Raw genomic sequence first — 19,672 nt, forward strand, 5'->3', positions numbered from 1 at the left:
TCCTCGGGGTTCTGGCGGTACGGCTTGGGGTTGGGGGGTGAGCCATCTGCTGCGCTCGAGGTTCATATCGCAGGACGCGTGCCAGGGGCGAGTCCGAGTCCGGGGTAAATTGATAAGTATATGAAAATAAATAATAAACTATGAGTTTCTCGGTGGTTCCGTCGACAGGAAGACGTCCTCGGACGGTTGCAGGTGATCGGTCGCGGCCAACGGATGCCGGCGATCTGTCGGATTTCCGTGAACAGCTGGTGCGGGGTGGTCCGTGGTGGCGGTTTGCAGGCGAATTCAGGCCTGCTGCGCGGGGATGAGCTGTACGGGCCGAGGGGCGGGGTTTGTACTATATTTTTCTTGTCGGGGCCTGGACGAATCCAGGCGCAGTCCATACCGATGACCACGCGTCTATCCGGGCACGCATCGCGAAAACGTATGGCTACCCTTACTCACGCGATCCACATCTTCCAACATGGCGGTCTGTCGCAGGCGGAGTTTCTTGCCCAGATCGATCATGCGCTGGCCACGGATGGAACGAACTCGGCGGAGTTGCTGGACATCCTGAGCGAGGAGCAGACCAAGTTTCCGCTGCCTCCCGACGTGTATGCCGAGGTCCAGCGCAGGATCGAACACCGCGGCGAAGCGGAGCAGGGGCCGGTTAGCGAAGAGACGCGGATGCGCACCGAGCGGGTGGCGCAGGCGCAGGCTTCGGGGTTGCCGCTCAATATCGCTAGCGACGAGGGCGGGAGGGTCAAGGGCGTCGGCGATACGCTCAACGGCCGTTTCGAACTCAAGGAGTGCCTCGGCGTCGGCGGGATGGGAACGGTGTACAAGGCACTGGACCTGCGCAAGCTGGAGGCGTCCGACCGCAATCCGTATATCGCGATCAAGGTCTTGAATGTCCAGTTCCGCGGACATCCGAAGTCGCTGATTGCCTTGCAGCGCGAAGCCAAGAAGGCGCAGACACTGGCTCACCCGAACATCGTCACGGTGTACGACTTCGATCGCGAGGGGTCCATGGTGTATCTGACCATGGAGTATCTCTCGGGGCGGCCGCTCAACCGGATACTGCGCGCGCCGGGCTTCAACGGCATGCCGTGGGCGGACGTCATTCACATTGTCGATGGGATGGCCCGCGCGCTGGCTTACGCCCACCAGCGTGGATTCGTACATTGCGACTTCAAGCCGGCCAATGTCTTCCTCACCGATGCCGGCGAGGTCAAGGTAATCGATTTCGGCATCGCGCGGGTCTTCCAGCGTCCGGAGGTGGACACCGAGGCGACAGTCTTCGATCCGGGCAGCCTGGGGGCGCTGACGCCGGCTTACGCCAGCCCGGAAATGCTCGAACACCGCGAGCCCGATCCGCGCGACGACATCTATGCGCTGGGCTGCATCACGTACGAACTCCTGACCGGGCACCATCCGTTCGATCAGGTCGCCGCGACCCAGGCGCGTAACGCCGGAATGAAGCCGCAGCCACCGAAGAACCTGTCCAGCCGCAAGTGGCGTGCGCTGAAGAATGCCTTGTCGTTCGAGCGTGAAACCCGCACGCCCTCGGTGGCGCGTTTCCTCGAGGAGTTGGGGGACGATCGGGGTGCCGCACCGTCGCGCGGCTTGATGATAGGCGCTGGCGTGGCGGCTGCGGCGCTGGTGCTTGGCGCTGCCGGCCTGTACCTCGGTGGCCGTAGCGAGGAGGGCTCCCCGGTCGCGGCGGCGCCGGTGCCGGATGCGGAAGCGCCGGCGCCGGTGACACAACCGCCGGATTCGGCCGTGTCAGCCGCAGTAGCATCGGTGCTGGCCGGGGTGCCGTGCTCGGCTCTGGTTGCGAGCGTGGAAAACGGGGCAGTGCGGGCCCAAGGCTACATTCCGGAGCGTTTCGGCCTCGCGCGCTTCAGGAATGAGCTTGCTACGGTCGCCGGGGTGAGGTCCGTCGCGGCCGACGTCGAAACGGTCGGCGACGACAAGTGCGGCGTTGTCGAAAAGTTCGCGCCTTACTGGAGCCGCAACCGTCAGGCAGCCGCAGCCGCGTCGATAGGCACCCGGGGCGGCAAGACGCAACTCAGCGAAGGCGAGTATCTCGTCGTCGACATCAGGACTCCGGGCTTCGACTCCTACGTGAACGTGGATTACTACGTGCACGACGGCAGCGTGGTCCATCTCGTGCCCAGTCCGCGGGCGAGGGAAGACCAGGCTCCGCCCAACTACGCCGCGACGATAGGCAGCTTGGGCAACTGGGTGATCTCGAAGCCTTTCGGCACCGAGCTGATCGTGCTCGTGGTGACCCCGGAGCGGCTGTTCAGTGGTCTTCGTCGCGAGTCCGAGCCACAGCGCGACTATCTGCGGGCAATGGAAACACGACTGGCCCAGGTGGCGGAGAAGCACGGCGCCGACCGGGTGGCGGTCGATTTCGTCCAGATCACCACCGCTGCCCGCAGCCAGTGAGCGCCGCGGGTATGTGGTTCATCGGGCGGAGATGGCCGCGCTAGGGCACATCCCTCGCCACGCGAAAGCCGTTCTGCGAATAGCGTACGCTCGCATCGTATTTGAACCGCGTCGATGACGGCATGTAGTCCGCGCCGTCCCGCCATGAACCTCCACGTATCACGCGGACGCGGCAGTTCGGCTCGTCCCACGTGCGGGCGTCCGATGGCGCGCCGGTATACGTGGTGTGCCAGCAGTCGCCGACCCATTCCCACACGCCGCCATTGACGTCGTGCAGACCGAAGGGGTTGGGGGCGAAGGAGCCGACCGGCGCAGGCTCCTCCTGCCGCCACGGATCCCCGCAGCCCTTGCAGGCCGCCTTGCCTGGCTGCATCGAGTCACCCCACCAGTAGCGGGTCGAGGTGCCGCCGCGGGCTGCGTATTCCCATTCGGCCTCGGTCGGCAGGCGATAAGCCTTGCCCGTCGTGCTGCTCAGCCAACGCAGGTAACGCTGGGCGTCGTCCCAGCTGAGGTCGCGCGCCGGCGTGGTCTTGTTGGCATTGGCCATCGTATCCACGCGCGGGCAGGCGCCCGCGTCGGCGCATATCGTCCACTGCTCCACCGTCACTTCGTACTTACCGATCGCGAACGGTGCCGCGACTGTTACCTCGCGCGCCGGCCGCTCCGAACGGTCGCCGGTGTTGGTGCCCATCGTGAAGCGTCCGCCGGGCAGGCTGACCAGCACCGGACAGGCAGGACAGTCCTTCAGCTCGCCCAGTGCGGCGACCGCGGCGGCTGGCCGGGGAGCCGTCTCGACCGGCGGTTGGACGGCACGTTCCTGGGGAGGTTTGGGCACGGGCGTGGGTGGTATGGTGCGCACCGATTCCGGCGGCTTGCGTGGTGCCGTTGTGCGCGCGCCGTCGGACGGCGGGTCGCCCTTGGGCGGAGCTGATACGCGGAGCCGTTCGATACGGGAGCGCGCCAGTGCCGAGAAACGCCCCTTCGGATAGGCTTCGAGATAGGCCTCGTAGTCGGCAGCGTGGCTGCTGTCCTTGATGGAATCCCAGAACAGCAATTCGTATTGTTCGGCGCTGTCCTTGGGCAGGACGCCTGCCATGGCGCCGTTGCAGGTCGCCACCCCGAGCACGCAAGCGATCATGAGTTTTTGCCACACAGCCGACCCTCCCCCTCAGATCCGCAGTGAAGACCCGGCGCAGTCTCCTCCGCCGGAATCCGGATGACGGCCGCGTGCCTGTCCGGTGCCCTCGGCATCATGGCGGCAGGCATTTCCGACGGCCCTGCCCAGGGCGCCTGTCGAGCGCCGCGGACCGTCCCCGGCCGCCGTTATTGGCCCGTAACGCCAGGGCTTCAGCGCTGCGGGATCGCCCGGATTATTGCTTTCATTATATGTATCTTTCGCCGAACTTCCGTTCTAGACTCAATTCAGATCTGAACGGACCCCAGCGCACGCAAATGGCATAGTGGTAAGGCTCTCGACGAGCCGACCTGCGCCGACCGGCGAAATGGCTGTAGCGCGTGCCCGGGAGAATTCGAGCAAACGGTCGCGCGGAGGTGCGTGGCATGCCAAGTCGGATGATGCTTGCCGCCTTGCTGGCGGTAATGGGTGTCGCTTCCGCATTTGCCGAGCGGACACCCGCCCCCAAGGACGCCGAGGTCTACATCATCTGGCCGTACGACGGCACGGTGATCAGCGGCGGGAAATTCTGGCTGCGCATGGGTGTGCGCAACATGGGCGTCGCCCCCAAGGGGACCAAGCACCCCAATGCCGGTCATCACCATCTGTTGATCGATACCGAATTGCCCGCGATGGATCAGGAGATCCCCTCGGACAGGAACCACATCCATTTCGGCGCCGGCGAAACGGAGGCCCGGATAGAGCTCCCTCCGGGCAGGCACACGCTGCAGCTGTTGATGGGCGATCACAACCACGTGCCTCACGATCCGCCGGTGCAATCGAACAAGATCACCGTGGTCGTACCGTGAGCAAGGCCGCGGCCGAGCCAGGCAGGCCGGTTCGAACTGCGGCTGTGTAGCAGGCAGGAAGAAGGGGGATGCATTCATGTACAAGGTGACCGCTGCTGCAGTCGTCGCAGCCATACTCCTCGTCGCCCCGGCATTTGCCCAGGATACGCCCGCGCCCGCGGGGGCCTATCTGTACATCGGCTGGCCTAACGACGGGCAGGTGCTGCCGGCCGGGCGCCCGTTCAAGGTATGGTTCGGCCTGCGCAACATGGGGGTCGCGCCGAAGGATGTCGACTTCCCCAATACCGGCCATCACCATCTGCTGATCGATACCGACCTGCCGCCGGCCGGGCAGGAAATTCCATCCGACCGCAACCACCTGCATTTCGGTGCCGGTGAAACGGAAACCATGCTGGAGCTGCCGCCGGGCAAGCACACCTTGCAGCTGCTGATGGGCGACCACAAGCATATTTCCCACAAGCCGCCGGTCCACTCGAAGAAGATCACGATCACCGTGAAGTGATCGCCGCGGGTGGGGCTGTGTTGCGCGTCCGACGGGCCGGCACGAGGGTGGCGAGATGCACGATACGACCATTGCCGAGACCGAAGGGGGGGTGACGGCCTACCTGGAGGTGACCGGATCGGCGAGCATCGAACCGGCCATGTTCCCGCTGCGTGACGAGGTGGTCATTGGCCGCGATCCGCAGGACTCGCTGGGTTCGGACCGCTTCCTGTGCATACCCGAGCAGACCATCAGCCGCCGTCACGCCCGCATCCGCCGTAGCGGGGGCGGCTTCTTCGTCGAGGATCTGCACTCCTTCAATGGCACCTTCGTACTCGGCAAGCGTCTGCAACCGGGCGTGTGGTATCCGTTGTGCGATGGCGACGAGTTCGAACTGTCCTCGATGCGGCTCGTCTTTCATTCGCTGGTGCTGCCGGCACGGGACAACCTGCCGAGCATCATCACGCGGGCGGTGGATGCCACCGAGCTGACCTTCCAGTGCGCGTCCGCCGATGGCGACATGCCGCTGACCGTCCGCAAGCTCCACGCCATGGCCCAGGTGAGCATCGCCCTCGGCGCGGTGAAGGATCGCGCGACGCTGGTCGAGAAGATCATGAATTTCATCTTCGAGCTCTTTCCGCTCGCCGAGCGCGCCTTCATCCTGCTCAAGCAGGGCGAGGAGGGCGTGCCGACGCCGGTCGCGGCGCGCCGCCGGGACGGCCGGGCAGAGCTTCCGGAGCAGGTGAAGGTATCGCGCACCATCATCGACGAGGTGATGAATCGCAGACAGTCCATCCTGTCGGTGGATACGCTCGCCGACCGCCACTTCGGCAGCCAGGAATCCATCGTCGCGCAAGCCATACGCAGCGTGATGTGCGTGCCCCTGCTGGTAGAGGACGAGGTTCTCGGTCTGATCCAGGTCGACACTTCGTCCGACCCCCAGGCCTTCAAGGCCCAGGATCTGGAGATCCTGACCGGCGTGTGTGCCGAGACGGCCGTCGCCCTGAAGAACTTCCAGCTCTATTCCGCGATCGAGCGCCTGCTTGAGGGCTTCGTCAGTGCCTCGGTGCAGGCCATCGAGGAGCGCGACCCGGTGACCGCCGGGCATTCCTTCCGGGTTGCGAGCTATGCCGAACACCTGGCGCGCGCGGTGGATCGCACCGACAGCGCTGCACTGCGCGACGTCCGCTTTTCGGCCGATCAGCTGCGCGAGATCCGCTACGCGGCGCTGCTGCACGACTTCGGTAAAGTCGGCGTGCGCGAGCATGTGCTGCGCAAGGAAAAGAAGCTCCATCACGCCGAGATGTGCCTGCTCGAACAGCGCTTTCGCTACGCCCGCGCCTGCATGGAAGGCGAGGCCTATCGGCGGCTGGCCGACCGCCACTGTCGGGAAGGGCTGGCCGGCGAGGCCTTCCGCGACGAGAAGGCGCGGATCGACGACACGCTGCAGCGGGAATTCCAGCGTCTGAACGGCTTTCTCGAAACGATACGGAAAGCCAACGAACCGGCCATCTCGCATACCGATGCGCCGCCGGAACTGCGAGAGGTGTTCGACTACCGCTACCGGCAGGCGGAGGATACGGTGGTGCCGCTCATCGACCAGTTCGAGCTGTCGGCGCTGAGCGTGAGCAAGGGCTGCCTGACCGAGGACGAGCGGCGGCAGATCGAGTCCCATGTGGCCGACTCCTACTCCTTCCTCATTCTCATCCCGTGGACGCGCGATCTCGCCGGCGTGCCGGCCATCGCCCACGGCCATCACGAAAAACTGGACGGCTCCGGCTATCCGATGGGCCTGCGTGGCGAGCAGATCAGCTTACAGACCCGGATCCTGACGATCTGCGACATCTTCGATGCCCTGACCGCGGGAGACCGGCCATACAAGAAGGCGATGCCGGTGGAGCAGGCACTGGCATTGCTGGGCGCCGAATGCCGGGAGGGGCGTCTGGATTCCCGGCTGTTCGACGTCTTCATCGACTCCAAAGCATGGACTGCGTCATGGACACCGTGAATGCCGGTCGTCTCGCCGCCACGCTGTGTGCGGCGCTCGCACTGAACGGGTGTGCGGGCCTGGTGGATGTTCCCGAGTACCGCGGCACCGATACCCCGGCGAAGGCATCGTGGTCGAGGCCGCCCGCGTCGGTATCGCCTGCCGCCACGATCACGCCCGATTGGTGGCGGGAATTCGGCGATCCCTACCTCGATGGTCTGGTGAACGATGCCATCGGCGGCAGCTTCGACCTCAAGGTGCTCGCGGCGCGCATCCAGGTGGCCAGTGCCGGCATCGGCGAGGTGCGCGCGGGGGCGCTGCCCATCCTCGACGTGGGCGCCGGCGCGAGCTTCGAGAAGAGCACCGGGCAGCCGTTCGCCAGGCAGTTCAACCTGGCGACCCAGGCCAACTGGGAACTCGACATCTGGGGCAAGGTGGAAAAGGGCGTGCAGGCCCAGACGGCCGAGTTCAACGCTACCGAGGCGGACTGGCGGGCTGGCTATCTGACCCTGGTTTCGAACGTATCGACGACCTATTTCCAGATCCTCCAGTTCGACGAGCAGATCGACCAGCAGCAGCGCACCCTGGACAAGAACGGGCAGATACTCGCCGTCTACGGCGCGATGTACGCCAACGGCCTGGTGCCGCGCACGCACGTGCTGCGCCAGCAGGCCGAAATCAACCGCCTGCGCCAGGATCTGCTGGAGCTGCAGCGTTTGCGCGACCTGGCCGGCAACGCCTTGGCTACCCTCATGGGCCGGCCGGCCGGCGAGTTCCGGGTGCCGCCGGGAAAGCTGCAGCAACGGGTGCGACTGCCGGTGGTGCCGGCCGGGCTGCCCGCGCAACTGCTCGAACGCAGGCCGGACATCGTCGCCGCCGAGTACCGCGTGCTGTCCGCCTACAACTTGGTCGGCCAGGCCAGGCTGGCGCAGCTGCCGTCCATCAGCCTGACGGCACGCGGCGGCACATCGAGCTTTGCACTCAGCGATCTGCTGAAGTCCTTCACCGTCGGCTTCCTGCCCAGCATCAACCTGCCCATCTTCGATCCCGGTGTGAAGGCGCGCATCAAGACGAGCGAGGCCCAGACCCAGGTGGTCGAGGCGGAGTACCGGCGAACGGTGATCGCCGCCTTCGAGGAGGTGGAGAACGCACTGGTCAATCTCGACGCCCACAAGAAGCAGCGCGTCGAGCTGGAAGAGCAGATCTCGCACCTGAACGTGGTGGCGGCGCAGACCGAGGCCCAGCTCAAGGAGGGGCTGGTCAGCCAGCTCGAGGTGTTCGAGACCGAGCGCTCGCTGCTGGCGGCGCAGCTGGCGCTGCTGGCCAACCACCAACAGATCCTCGCCGACACCGTGACGCTGTACAAGGCGCTGGGTGGAGGCTGGCCGATCGTAGACGTTAACAATGCGGGCAAGTGAATGCTGTGTCGAAACCGGGTCCCTGACGAAATGCCGGACGCCGGAATGCAGGCAGCGGCCGCACAGGACCTCTACATCGTACTCAAGCCCACCCTTCATCCGGAACTCGGCGAGATCCGGATCGAGGGGGATCTGTTCGCCATAGGCCGCAACGAATCGCCGTTCGCCGGCTACGAACGCTCGCTGGTGGCGGAGATGTCGCGCCGCCACGCGCGTATCTTCATCGACCGCGGTGTGGCTTATGTCGCCGATCTCGACAGCCGCAACGGCACCACCGTCAATGGCGTGAGGGTGAAGCAGAAGCCGCAGCGCCTGCGCGCCGGCGACGAAGTCTGCTTCTGCGGCGAGCTGGCCTACCGGGTCGAGCTGGGCATGCACCTGCGGGTGGCGCCAGCGACGGCGCGGCTGCTTAGCATTACGCTGGTGCCGGAGCGCGACGACCTCGGCCTGCAACCGCTCGTCATTTCCAGCTTCCCTTTCCTGATCAGCAAGGGCGATGAGGTGTTCTCGCGCTACGCCGATGCTTATCCGCATCAGGTCAACTACGTGTCGCGGCGCCATGCCCACATCTTCCTGAAAGAGGGCGCGCCTTTCGTCGAAGACCTCGGCAGTACCAATGGCACCTTCGTCGACGGCACACGCCTGGACGAGCACGCGGTCGAGCTGGGGGAAGGCAATGTCCTCGCCTTCGGCGGCCGCCACTTCGTATACCGGGTGAGCCTGCAGTGGGAGTCGGCGTCCGAGCGGACCCTGACGCAGATGGCGCCGGCCGGGCAGGAAGTCGTCGACGCACAGGCAGAAGCGGAGAAGACGACCTTCATCGCCGCACCCGATTCCTTCCTCGACATCTTCTGTGTCGATGCCGAGGCGAAGCAGGAAGACGAGGCGCCGGTCGAGGTCGCGGAAGCACCGGCGGGGGCCGCCAGGGAAGACGGTCCGCCGCGTCGGCGTGCGCGCTGGGCGATCTTCCTGTCCGAGCTCGCCGAGGCCTTCGGGCGCGAACGCGGCAAGGGCAGCCGGCGCCGATGGCAATGGGCGGCCGCAGCGGCGGTGGTGCTGGCGCTTGCCGGCGGCGGGCTTTATCTGCGTGGTGCGCCCGAACGCGAACTCGCCGCGCTGATGAGCAGCGGCGATTTCGCCCGGGCGGCGGCGCTGGCTCACCGGCAGCTGACGGAGCGGCCGGAGGACGCGGCATTGGCGGCGCAGGCCGCCGATGCCCTGCTCAAGGCACGGGTGCCCGAGTGGCTGACGCAGGTGCAGGCGCGGGAATTCGACCGCGCGCTGGCGGTGGTCGCCGACATGCGGGCGCTCGGCGCTGCCAACGTCGAAGTGGCGCCGCTGGCCGCCGAGCTCGAATGGATCGGTAACCTGGAGCGCTTCATCGCCGATCGGGGCGGGCCCGACGCGCCCATCCGCATTTTCACCGACGAGGATCGCATCCGGGCGCTCGTCGAGTACTGGCGGCGCGATCCGCGCGGGCACCAGCGCGCGCTCGCGCGCATCGAAGCCCAGGTGCCCGGTTTTGGCGACCAGTACGCGCGGGCGCTCAGTCTGCTGCGCAAGCTGGAGAGCGACGAGGCCGTCTACCTGAGCGCGATCGAGCGACTGAAGACAGCGCTCGAAGCCGAGCGCGGCAAGGGTGACGAAGCCGCGCTCGACGGCGTGGTCCGGGACTACGCCGAGCGCTATCCGAGGCTGGAGGGGCTGGCAGCACTGCGGCAGCGTTATCGAGCGCTGCCCGGAAGCGGTGGCGGCGACGAAGGAGGAGATACGCCGTGACGAAGCGCGAGGAACAGCCCAGGCCCCTGGCCGAGGCCCTGGAGGACCACGGCGCGGAGGGGATTGCCATCCTCGCCGCCGAGCCGCGGCGCCTCAGCCTGGTGCTGATCGTCGTCATGATGGCGCTGATCGGCTGCGCGCTGATCTGGTCCTTCGTCGGCCGGGCCGACGTGATCGTGATCGCGGAGGGCGTGCTGGCGCCGGACTCCGAGGTGAGGCGCGTCTATGCGCCGATCGACGGCGAGCTGGCCAACGCCTACATGGAGGCCGGCCAGCCGGTGTCGCAGGGCGACGTGCTGGCGCGGCTGGACGCCCGCGGCGCGGTGGAGGCCGCCACCAATGCACTCGAAGCCCAGCTGAGGCTGCAGGATGCCGAACGCGAATGGCGCGAGTTCCCGGAGCGCAAGGCCTTGCTGGAGCGGCGCGTGGCGGCGCTCAAGCAGCAGCTCGAAGTGTCGATGCGCTTCTACGAGAAAAGTGCGTCGCAGGGCATGACCACGCTGGCCGAGGGGCAGCGCGCCCAGCGCCAGCAGGCGCGCAGCGAACTCGATACCGCGCGCAGCGCGCGCGACGCGGCGCGCGGCGAGATGGGTCGTTATGAGCGGCTGTTCGCCCTGCCCGGCGGCGGCGGGGTGTCGCAGCAGCAGGTCGAGATCAAACGCAACGAATACCTGGCGGCGGAGAACGCCTATCGGGCGGCCGAGGCGAGACTGGGCGAACTCGATTCGCGCCTGAGCCGCGAATCGGTGCGGGCCAGCGGTGAGCTGGAGCGGGCCGATACCGAGCTGATCCAGCTGCGCATCCAGTACGACGCCGCTACCCGCGAGGCGGCGACGGAGGAGGACAAGGTGCGGCTGAAGCTGCAGTCGGCACGGCTGGCCGCCAATGCGGCGGCGCGGATCAAGTTCGAGAACATCGACACCGACAACTTCCTGCTGATCCTGGCACCGCTGTCCGGGGTGATTACGGACGTTACCTCGACGCAGCCGGGCGACAAGATCCAGGCCAACACCCCGCTGGCCGGCATCGCACCGAAGGATGCGCGGCCGGTGGTGAAGATGGAAATCGCCGAGCGCGACCGCGGCTTCCTGCGCGAGGGCCTGCCGGTCAAGCTCAAGTTCAATGCCTTTCCCTACCAGCGCTATGGCGTGATCGACGGCAGCCTCGAGTTCATCTCGCCGGCCACGCGGCCGTCGGCAAAGGACAAGCAACCGGTCTACGAAGGAAGGGTGAGCCTGGCGCGGAATCACTATGAGGTCGGCGACCAGACCTACCCGCTGCGCTACGGCATGACGGCGACGGCCGAGATCGCCGTGCGTCAGCGCAGGGTGATCGACATGGTGCTCGACCCCTTCCGCCAGGTCGGCGGTTGAGGCCGGTCAACGACGAGGAGCGATGCAGATGAAGCCGATTGTGCGTATCGATGCCGAACGGATAGGCATCGAGGAATGCGTCAGGATCTGGAAGCTCACCGGGCGCTTCGAGGGCCTGATCGAAGAGCTGGTGCGCGACAAGCTCGCGGTGCATGCGGCGAAGCGGCATGGCATCCAGGTGGCGGCGGAGGAAATCCAGGAACGCGCGGACCAGTTCCGGCGGGTGCAGGGCCTGCACCGTGCCGCCGACATGAACAACTACCTCGACGCGCTCGGCGTCACGCTGGACGACTTCGAGGTCTTCATCGTCGAGGGGCTCTACCAGGAAAAGATGATGGCCGAGGTTTGCAGCGAGCAGGCGGTGCAGGCCTACTTCCGGCTCAATTCGCCGCGCTTCGACAGCATCGAGGTCAGCCACATCGTGCTCGACAGCGAAGGCAAGGCCAGGGAAATGGTCGCCTATCTGGAAGACGATCCGGAGGCATTTGCCGATATGGCGCGCGAGCATTCGCTGGCCGACACGCGCGAGCAGGGCGGCCTGATCGGCAAGGTGCTGCGCGGCGCCCTCAAGACCGATGTCGAGGCCAAGGTGTTCAATGCCGCGGTCGGTGAACTGCTCGGCCCCTTTGCCGCGCCCGACCGCAGCTTCTACGAGATCTTCGTGGTGAACGCCAAGCATCCGGCGGCGCTCGACGAGGACACCGCGGCCGAGATACGGCGCCTGCTACGCGAGGAATGGCTGGCGGCACGCGCGCAGGATCATGTGATCGAGGCGCTGTAGCGCGGGTAATGCCATGGACGCCGTGTCGAGCCAGCAATCCTGTGCCGAGTTCCTGTCGGGGGTGGAGATCCTGTCGTCCTTCACCCGGAGCGAGGTCGAGCAGCTGGCGGCCCGCGCCGAATCCCGCTTCTTCGCCTTCGGCGACACGGTGTGCAACGCGGGGGATCCGGCCGACGGCCTGCTGGTGATCCGCTCGGGCTCGGTGCGCCTGTTCGTCGAGGAATCCGGCAAGGAGACCAGCCTGGGCGTGCGCAAGGAGCGCGAGGTGGTCGGCGAGATGGCGATGCTGCGCGAGCACCGGCACGAGGCCTCGGTGCGGGCGTCGGGGAAGACGGAACTGCTCTTCATCCCGCGCAGCGCGATCGAGCCGGTGCTGGCGATCAACCCGGGCGCCCAGGCCTTCGTCGCGAGCTATGTCGCGATCAGTTCGGCAGGCGGCTTCGTCACCCGCCTGTTCGACCTCGGCCGCAAGGTGGCCAAGGGGGAGCTCGAGGAACTCGTGCGCAGCGTCGGCGTGAAGCGCGTGGCCGCCGGGCGGGAGATCCTCAAGCAGGACTCGCGCGAGGACCGCCGCCTGTACGTGGTGCGCGCAGGCGAAGTACGCGTGGTGCGCACGGAGCAGGGCGTCGAGTATCCGCTGGCCACGCTCCGGCAGGGCGAACTCTTCGGCGAGAAGGCCTGCCTGCTGCGCCAGGAGCAGATGGCGTCGGTCATCGCGAACACCGAGGCCACGCTGCTGGTCGTTCCCGAAACGACGGTGCACTTCATCCTGGAGCGCAATCCCAAGCTGGGCGAAGTGCTGGAGGATCGCATCCGTTTCGTCGAGCGCGAACTCGAGCGCCAGAAGCAGCTGGGCGAGCGGCGCCGGCGCCGGGTCGTGCTCGATCTGCACTCCAGGGCGGAAATGGGCGAGCGGCTGCTGCGGCGTTTCCCGCTGGTGGAGCAGGCCGAAGAAATGGACTGCGGCGCCGCCTGCCTGGCGATGCTGTGCCGCCACTACGCCATTCCGATGACGCTGGGCAAGCTGCGCGAGATGGCGAATGTCACCACCGAAGGCGCCACGCTGGACAGCCTGGCGCGCGTGGGCGAATCGCTGGGCTTCGTCACCCGCGGCGTGCAATGCACCTTCGATTCCCTGCTGGGCTTCGAGCTGCCCTTCGTGGTGCACTGGGAGGGCTACCACTACGTGGTGGTGTACGGCATTTCCAAGCGGCAGGTGTGGTTGGCCGATCCTGCGGTCGGCTTCCGCAGGATGAGCGTGGAGGAGTTCGAGCGCGGCTGGAGCGGCACCTGCCTGCTGTTCACGCCCGGGCCGAACATGGTGCAGCTGTCGGCATCGCGCTCGCCCTGGATCCGCTTCGTCGGCTACCTCAAGCCCTACAAGAAGATCCTCGCCCACCTGTGCATGGCCACCTTCGTGATCCAGGTGCTGGGCGTGGTGCCGCCGCTCATCATCCAGAACATCCTCGACGGCGTGATCGTGCACCAGAACGTGAGCCTGCTGCACCTGCTCATCGCCGGGCTCATCATCTCCAACGTCTTCGCCCAGCTGACCTCGGCCATCCGCGCCTACCTGGCCAACTTCATGGTGCGCAACATGGACTTCGCGATGATGTCGCAGTTCTTCAAGCACACCATGTCGCTGCCGTTCTCCTTCTTCGCCAAGCGCAAGAGCGGGGACATCTTCGCCCGCTTCCAGGAGAACCAGACGATACGCGCCTTCCTCACCGAATCCACGGTGACGACGGTGCTCAACCTGCTGATGGTGTTCATCTACTTCACCATCATGTTCCTCTACAACGTCAAGCTCACCCTGGTGCTGATCGCCTTCGTCATGCCCATCGTGGCGCTGACGGTGCTGGTTACGCCGCGGATCAAGAACTATGCGCGCGAGGTGTTTACCACCGGCACCGATGCCAACGCGACCCTGATGGAAACCCTCGGCGGGGTCGAGACCGTCAAGGGCATGGGCATCGAGCGGGCGGTACGGCTGAAATGGGAGAAGAAATACGCCAAGGCGCTCGATGTGCAGTACCGGGCACAGGCTTTCGGCAACCTGGTCGGGCTGGTGAGCCAACTGCTGAATGCGGCCACCACGATCGCCATCCTGTGGGTCGGGGCCACGCTGGTGCTGGAGCAGGAGCTCACCATCGGCCAATTGATCGCATTCAACGCGCTGATGGGCAGCGTGCTGGCACCGCTGATGGGCCTGGTCGGGCTGTGGAGCCTGCTCAACGATGCCGGCGTGGCGATGGAGCGGCTCGGCGATGTGCTGGACATGGAGCCGGAGCAGAAACCGCAGGACGTGGCGTCGCGGGTGGTGCTGCCCGACCTGCGCGGTGCGATCCGGCTCGAAGGCGTGTATTTCCGCTACGGCGGCAACGAGACGCCCTATGTGCTCGAGAACATCAACCTGGAGATCCAGCCCGGCGAACTGGTGGCCATCGTCGGCCGCAGCGGGTCGGGCAAGACCACGCTGGCCAAGCTGCTGGTCGGCTTCTACCCCCCGACCGACGGCCGCATCGTGGTCGACGGTTACGACATGGAGGCGGTCGACAAGGAGTATTACCGCGCCCAGCTGGGCTACGTGATGCAGAGCAATCTGCTCTTTTCCGGCTCCATCGCCGACAACATCGCCAGCGGCGATGAGAATCCGGACCGTCGCCGCATCGAGGACGTGGCCAAGATGGCCGATGCCCATGGCTTCATCAGCAAGATGCCGCTGGGCTACGAGCAGGTGGTCGGGGAGCGCGGCGTGGGGCTGTCCGGCGGACAGATCCAGCGCCTGTGCATCGCCCGCGCGCTGTACCACGATCCGCGCCTGCTGATCTTCGACGAGGCGACCTCGGCGCTCGACACCCAGTCCGAGGGCAACATCATCGGCAACATGCAGGAGATCCTGCGCGGGCGCACCGCGGTGATCATCGCCCACCGGCTCAGCACCATCATGCGGGCGGACAAGATCGTCGTGCTCTACGAAGGGGCGATCGTGGAACAGGGGCGGCACGACGAGCTGGTGGAACGGCGCGGCATGTACTACCAGCTGGTGCAGAAGCAGCTGAGCGTGGCATGAAGCTCTTCAACCAGACCTCGCTCGGCGCCTCGACCATCTCGTACGCCGGATTGATCGAGAAGATCGAGATCCTGCGGTCCACGCTGCGCTGGTCGTCGCGGCTGGAGCGTGCGGAGATCGAGAAGCTGCTGCGCCAGGCCAATGCCCTGCGCGACGAGGTGCTGCATCTTTCGCACAAGGAACGCTTCATCAAGGCTGCCGCCGCCGATGCGCCGGCGCTTGAGCAGGCGCCGGGCGCACGGCGGCAGGCCCTGCTCGACCGCAGCTTCGTGTTCGAGGGTGCGTTCGGCGACAACCCCAGGCTGCTCGAAGCGCTGGAGATCGCCGAGAAGGCGGCACCGACCGACCTGCCGGTGCTCATCGACGGTGAAAGCGGCACCGGCAAGGAGCTCATGGCCAAGGTGATCCACGCCAACGGCGCGCGCTCGGAGCGGCCCTACGTGTCGGTTAACTGCGGCGCCATCCCGGACAACCTGCTGGAGTCCGAACTGTTCGGTCATCGCAAGGGTGCCTTCACCGGGGCCGTGGGCGACCGCAAGGGCAAGTTCGAAAGCGCCCACACCGGCACCATCTTCCTCGACGAAATCGGCGAGCTGCCCCTGTCCGGCCAGGTCAAGCTGCTGCGGGTGCTCGAATCCCACGAAATCCAGCGCGTCGGCGCCGACGAGACCATTGCCGTCGACACCCGCATCGTGGCCGCGACCAACCGCAATCTGCGTCGCTTGAGCGAAGACGGCCGCTTCCGCGAGGATCTGTTCTACCGCCTGAGCGTCATCCACCTGACGCTGCCGCCGCTGCGCGAGCGCAAGGACGAGATCCCGCTGCTGTTCGCCTATTTCGGCGACGAAGCGGCGGAGATGCTCAAGCGCCGCCCGGTCAGGATGACGCCGCGGCTGAGGGATTTCCTGCTCGGCTATCGCTACCCGGGCAACATCCGCGAGCTGCGCAACCTGATCTACCGGATCTCCTGTCTGGCCGGCGAAACCGCCGACCTCGAACACCTGCCGGAGGACATCCGTCCTGTGGCCGCGGCGTCGCCGGGGCAGGGCGGGGGTGGCCAGGACGCGGCACGGGCCAGCCCCGCCACGCTCGGCGACGCCAAGCGCGCCGCGAGCGACGAGGCAGAACGGGAATTCCTCGAACGCGGTCTGCAGGAAACCGGTGGAACCGTCGCCGAACTGGCAAGGCGGATCGACATGAATCGCTCCCACCTGCAGGTTCTGCTCAAGAAGCACGGTATTCGTGCCAAAGCCTTCCGCCCCGCGCGGGACAGGGGGCTTTGAGGGCATGAAGCGAGGGTGACGTCAGAGGGCGGGATTGAGCAGGGTCTTGTCCGAATTGTAGAGATCCTCGGCGCATGCCACCACAGCGGAAACGTTGTCCCGCCCGCCGTGCGCAAGCGCGAGGTTGACCAGGGCGTCGGCCGCGTCACGGCGATTACCGTGCGCCAGGGCATTGGCAATCTCGTCGGCGCTCAGCAGATTGCTCAGGCCGTCGCTGCACAGCAGGAAGACGTCGCCGTCGTGGACCTCGACCAGCTCTTCGTCGATCTCCAGCGAGGGGGCGGCGCCGACAGCGCGCGTGATTGCATTGCGGGCTACGTGCGAGGTGGAATTGCCGGCCGCGGCGCCACGCCTCGAACGCATTTCTTCCGCCACGCTGTGGTCGCGGGTGAGTTGGTGCAGATGGCCGTCGCGGTAGAGGTAGATGCGGCTGTCCCCGGCCCACAGGCAGGCGCAGTGCTGGTCATGGGCGAGCAGCACGACGACCGTGCTGCCGATGCGCTGCACCCGGCGCCTGACGGCTTCGGCCTGTATCAGCCGATTCGCCTCGAGCAGTTGCTGGCGTGCGCCGGCAATGTAGTCGGGCAGGCTGCGCGGGGGGGGCAGGCTGTTCAGTGCGCTGACGACGGTTTGACTGGCGAAGTCGCCGACCGCGTGCCCGCCCATGCCGTCGGCCACCACCCACAGTCCCCGTTCGGGCTGGTCGAGGACGGCGTCCTCGTTGCGTTCGCGCACCAGACCGACATCGGAGCGGGACGCCGAAGTCCATTGGAACAGGGCCGGGACGGACACGACCTGTCTCCACGGTCAACCGGCGAGCCCACCGCCCGTGCCGGAACGGGCCGGACCGAAATTGCTCGCCTGTTCGTCCAGGATCACGTTGATGTTGGCGTTGGCCGCCGAATTCCGGATGTCCACCACCTGGAACTGGTTGATCATCTGTTCGGCGTGGAAGCTGTTGCTGATCTGGTAGAAGTTCACCACCGGGCCAAGGCCGCTCGATGCCGGCGCGAACGGGCGGATCCAGCCGAAGACCCAGGGCGCGCCACCGCCCTTGATCGAGGCGAGGGCCTTGCGGTCCAGGGTACGGCTCGCCGGCAGGTCATTGATCACGATCGCAGCCATGATGAGTCTCCAGGGTGATGTCGTCGGCGATGGGCGAACTGGCTTGGGTCGCTTGGTTGAGATGCACTGACCTGCTTCGTTCGACCAGCGTCCGGCGACTCTGGCAGCATGAAAAAAGTATAGGCGATGACGCATCGGACCGCGCCGTTGGGCAAGGTGGCCGTTGGCTGCCTTGCCGGTTGGTTCAGAAGACGACGGCGGTGGCAGCGTGCTGGGTGGGGCTGACGTTGAGACGGATGGGTCCGAAGGCGTGGCCGATGACGCCGACGTTGTTGAGGGCATTGACCTCGACGTTCTGTAGCTGAACGATGCTTTGGCTGACGCCGATATCGATATCGACGTTGGCGACGGGGCCGAGGCCCTTGAGCCAGGCATTGCCGCCGCGCACGGCGGCCATGGCGTGGCGATCGAGTTCGCGGCGCTGGGTGAGGTCACGGATGACGATGGCGGACATGGGATTCTCCTTTGGGGCAGCGGCGGCGGTTCGCCGCCGCATGGGCCGGGGTTCAGAAGCTGATGTTGTTGGTGGCGGTCTGGTTGGGCTTGACGACGGAGTGGATGTCGCTGGCGAAGGCGACGTTGTTGCCGTTGGTGTTGATCACGTTCTGGGTCTGGCCGATGAGTTGGGAGGCTTCGACCGAGAACGAGTTCTTGGTGACGGCGTGGTAGGGCATCCAGTAGGGGTAGAAGCCTTTCATCATGCCGCCGCGCACGGCGCTCATGGCGCTGCGGTCGAGTTCGGCGGTGGCGGGCAGGTCCTTGATGGTCAGGGTGTTCATGGTGGTTATCCTCGGGGTTCTGGCGGTACGGCTTGGGGTTGGGGGGTGAGCCATCTGCTGCGCTCGAGGTTCATATCGCAGGACGCGTGCCAGGGCGTGATCCGGTTCTGAATGATCTTGTTAGTGTGTTGAATTTAAATACTTATCTCCCATTTAACTCGCGTCGGAACGTGGCCGATGGGAGCTGGGAGTGCGCTCGCTGCCGGGTTGCGGCCAACACTTCGACGAGCAGTGTTGGGCTGTGGGAATCACTGCCGTCGTCAGAGGAGGGCGAGGCGGTATTCGGGGGGCGCCGCGGCGGTCTCGGTGGTCGGCAGACGGACGTTGCATGCGCTGTTGGCGCGGACGGTGAGTCCCGCACGAATCACGCTATCGATCGGGAAGCGATGGCTTGCTCCCGGCCCGGCGAAACGGCCGCCGGCGTCGCCAGGTGTGGCGAGCGAAGACCCTTTTGCTGTCTGAACTAATTCATTGCGCCCGGGTCTCTTGGGTAGCTTCGACTTTGGCGAGCGGGCTGGCGGTCGCTTATACTTGGGCGCTTTTGTCTCTTCTACTCGAGCATAACGACCATTCATGAGTGATCGCGAAATCGATCAGCAACTTGTCGAGCGTGTGCAGCGCGGCGACAAGCAGGCCTTCGGCTTGCTGGTATCCAAATACCAGCGGAAGCTGCACAGGCTGCTCTCGAGGCTTATCCGTGATCCGGCCGAAGTCGAGGACGTAGCGCAGGAGACCTTCATCAAGGCCTATCGTGCGCTGGGGTCGTTTCGCGGAGACAGCGCGTTTTATACCTGGCTCTATCGGATCGGAATCAATACGGCAAAGAATTACCTGGTGTCGCAGGGGCGGCGTGCGCCGACCTCGACCGGGTTCGACTCGGAGGAGGCCGAAACCTTCGAAGACGGGGATCAGTTGCGCGACATCAACACACCGGAGCGTCTGCTGATGACGCAGCAGATCGGTGAAACGGTGGATCAAGCGATGGCGGGATTGCCGGAGGAATTGAGGACGGCAATCATGCTCCGTGAATTCGAGGGGCTGAGTTACGAAGAAATCGCGAACATCATGGATTGCCCCATAGGTACGGTGCGGTCGCGGATATTCCGTGCGCGCGAGGCGATTGCCGAGCGGCTGCGGCCGCTGCTCGATACGGCGCCCGACAAACGTTGGTAGGTGG

General features: G+C 65.9%; 16 protein-coding genes. 11 read left to right on the forward strand and 5 right to left on the reverse strand.

Features of this window, described 5'->3' with window-relative positions:
- Positions 1–426 precede the first annotated feature (426 nt).
- On the forward strand, positions 427–2,433 hold the full coding sequence (locus CJ010_RS10080; protein ID WP_141017915.1) for a serine/threonine protein kinase: 2,007 nt from the start codon (positions 427–429) through the stop codon (positions 2,431–2,433).
- Between the two features lie 40 nt (positions 2,434–2,473).
- On the opposite strand, the gene CJ010_RS10085 is transcribed toward CJ010_RS10080, so the two are convergent.
- Positions 2,474–3,571: a formylglycine-generating enzyme family protein gene (locus CJ010_RS10085; protein WP_141017916.1), complete on the reverse strand. Its 1,098-nt coding sequence runs from the start codon at positions 3,569–3,571 to the stop codon at positions 2,474–2,476.
- A gap of 434 nt (positions 3,572–4,005) precedes the next feature.
- Here CJ010_RS10085 and CJ010_RS10090 point away from each other — a divergent pair, with 434 nt between their 5' ends.
- From CJ010_RS10090 to CJ010_RS10130, 9 genes are all read left to right on the forward strand, one after another.
- Positions 4,006–4,416: a DUF4399 domain-containing protein gene (locus CJ010_RS10090; protein ID WP_240794549.1), complete on the forward strand. Its 411-nt coding sequence runs from the start codon at positions 4,006–4,008 to the stop codon at positions 4,414–4,416.
- Between the two features lie 76 nt (positions 4,417–4,492).
- Positions 4,493–4,918, forward strand: a complete 426-nt coding sequence (locus CJ010_RS10095) for a DUF4399 domain-containing protein (protein ID WP_141017918.1) — start codon at positions 4,493–4,495, stop codon at positions 4,916–4,918.
- Between the two features lie 55 nt (positions 4,919–4,973).
- Positions 4,974–6,905: an HD domain-containing phosphohydrolase gene (locus CJ010_RS25615; RefSeq protein WP_141017919.1), complete on the forward strand. Its 1,932-nt coding sequence runs from the start codon at positions 4,974–4,976 to the stop codon at positions 6,903–6,905.
- Positions 6,893–8,302 (forward strand): efflux transporter outer membrane subunit, encoded by a 1,410-nt coding sequence (locus tag CJ010_RS10105; protein ID WP_240794550.1) that lies wholly within the window; start codon positions 6,893–6,895, stop codon positions 8,300–8,302. Before CJ010_RS25615 ends, CJ010_RS10105 begins: the two co-directional genes overlap by 13 nt.
- A gap of 45 nt (positions 8,303–8,347) precedes the next feature.
- The gene (locus CJ010_RS10110; RefSeq protein WP_168224928.1) at positions 8,348–10,081 is read left to right on the forward strand and encodes an FHA domain-containing protein; all 1,734 of its coding nucleotides are present in this window, start codon (positions 8,348–8,350) and stop codon (positions 10,079–10,081) included.
- Positions 10,078–11,454: an HlyD family efflux transporter periplasmic adaptor subunit gene (locus CJ010_RS10115; RefSeq protein ID WP_141017922.1), complete on the forward strand. Its 1,377-nt coding sequence runs from the start codon at positions 10,078–10,080 to the stop codon at positions 11,452–11,454. The genes CJ010_RS10110 and CJ010_RS10115 overlap by 4 nt, the downstream gene beginning before the upstream one ends.
- 28 nt (positions 11,455–11,482) lie before the next feature.
- Positions 11,483–12,235, forward strand: coding sequence for a peptidylprolyl isomerase (locus CJ010_RS10120; RefSeq protein ID WP_141017923.1), 753 nt, complete (start codon positions 11,483–11,485; stop codon positions 12,233–12,235).
- A gap of 13 nt (positions 12,236–12,248) precedes the next feature.
- Complete coding sequence (locus tag CJ010_RS10125) at positions 12,249–15,308, forward strand: peptidase domain-containing ABC transporter (protein WP_141017924.1); 3,060 nt, start codon at positions 12,249–12,251, stop codon at positions 15,306–15,308.
- Positions 15,305–16,591, forward strand: a complete 1,287-nt coding sequence (locus CJ010_RS10130) for a sigma-54-dependent Fis family transcriptional regulator (protein WP_141017925.1) — start codon at positions 15,305–15,307, stop codon at positions 16,589–16,591. Before CJ010_RS10125 ends, CJ010_RS10130 begins: the two co-directional genes overlap by 4 nt.
- A gap of 21 nt (positions 16,592–16,612) precedes the next feature.
- Here CJ010_RS10130 and CJ010_RS10135 read toward each other — a convergent pair whose 3' ends face one another.
- The 4 genes from CJ010_RS10135 to CJ010_RS10150 all read right to left on the reverse strand — a co-directional run bounded on the left by CJ010_RS10135 (position 16,613) and on the right by CJ010_RS10150 (position 18,495).
- Positions 16,613–17,383 carry a PP2C family serine/threonine-protein phosphatase gene (locus CJ010_RS10135; RefSeq protein WP_141017926.1) on the reverse strand — a complete coding sequence of 257 codons (771 nt, stop codon included), beginning with the start codon at positions 17,381–17,383 and terminating at the stop codon, positions 16,613–16,615.
- A gap of 15 nt (positions 17,384–17,398) precedes the next feature.
- Positions 17,399–17,716 carry a hypothetical protein gene (locus CJ010_RS10140; RefSeq protein WP_141017927.1) on the reverse strand — a complete coding sequence of 106 codons (318 nt, stop codon included), beginning with the start codon at positions 17,714–17,716 and terminating at the stop codon, positions 17,399–17,401.
- A gap of 184 nt (positions 17,717–17,900) precedes the next feature.
- Entirely contained in the window at positions 17,901–18,170 is a 270-nt protein-coding gene (locus CJ010_RS10145) for a hypothetical protein (protein ID WP_141017928.1), read from the reverse strand.
- Between the two features lie 52 nt (positions 18,171–18,222).
- Positions 18,223–18,495 carry a hypothetical protein gene (locus CJ010_RS10150; protein WP_141017913.1) on the reverse strand — a complete coding sequence of 91 codons (273 nt, stop codon included), beginning with the start codon at positions 18,493–18,495 and terminating at the stop codon, positions 18,223–18,225.
- A gap of 573 nt (positions 18,496–19,068) precedes the next feature.
- Here CJ010_RS10150 and rpoE point away from each other — a divergent pair.
- Complete coding sequence (rpoE, locus tag CJ010_RS10155; protein ID WP_141017929.1) at positions 19,069–19,668, forward strand: RNA polymerase sigma factor RpoE; 600 nt, start codon at positions 19,069–19,071, stop codon at positions 19,666–19,668.
- Positions 19,669–19,672: the final 4 nt, after the last annotated feature.

It is taken from the genome of Azoarcus sp. DD4 (genome assembly GCF_006496635.1).
Classification (GTDB): Bacteria; Pseudomonadota; Gammaproteobacteria; order Burkholderiales; family Rhodocyclaceae; genus Azoarcus.